The organism is Eikenella sp. HMSC071B05 (assembly GCF_001811325.1).
GTDB lineage: Bacteria > Pseudomonadota > Gammaproteobacteria > Burkholderiales > Neisseriaceae > Eikenella > Eikenella corrodens.
In genome coordinates this window covers 188,956-189,808 of the sequence record NZ_KV804547.1, presented here as the reverse complement: position 1 = coordinate 189,808, position 853 = coordinate 188,956, and positions in this window count along the sequence as shown.

Genomic DNA, 853 nt, shown 5'->3' with positions numbered 1-853 from the left:
CCTGAAGGCTGGATGGAGCCGTTATTCTGCATGCTCAAAGATATCGATAGACGGAAATCTATCTATTCTATTGATAATATTAAACAATCCATTGACTCATTGAATAAAAACGAATACTACGGGTAATGAAAACAGTATCAACGACGGAAGCATCTACAACGGACCCATCTACAACGGACCCATCTACAACGGACCCAGGTACTCTCCGGTCTTTAGGGGAGTGCTGTCGGTCGTTGGTATGCATCATCACCTCTTGCTTAGGTTTTATCTTCCAGTGAGTGATAAGAACCAGGTTCTTGCAACCATCCCTGCTTCCAAGCAAGGCTGTCTGCCTTGTCAGACAACTTTGCTTCCTACCTCAATACCCCTTTTGATTGCGGACTTGGTCTCGGCAATCTGCCCTTTGCCCGTCGGTATAACTTTCTGCATCGGTGCGGATATGCTGTGAGTAAGCTTAAAGTGACTTTAACCCGGCATGCATCACAGTCATTGCCGGTGGTGGTACAGATACCGTTTGCACCGATGTACGGACCTGATTTTGTCAGCCGCCGATGGACCAGGTCCGGATAACGCCAGCGATACCTACATCGGCGCACAGGATATTGGAACCTTGTCCGCTCAATCGGTGCTTGATTAGGCTTAACAGATGGGGAAGTGTGCCTGACCAGGTTCTCCGTTTAGTGAGTTTTACTAAGATCTCAGGCATAAACCACTTCAAAAATATCAATCCATTGATATTTAATATTATTTCTACTTTATATTAAAAACCATGCGGCACTCAGCATTAACAGAACCTGGTTCCATTACATGAATACACTTGCGGCCATCGTACTTTTTATAGGGATAACCAGCT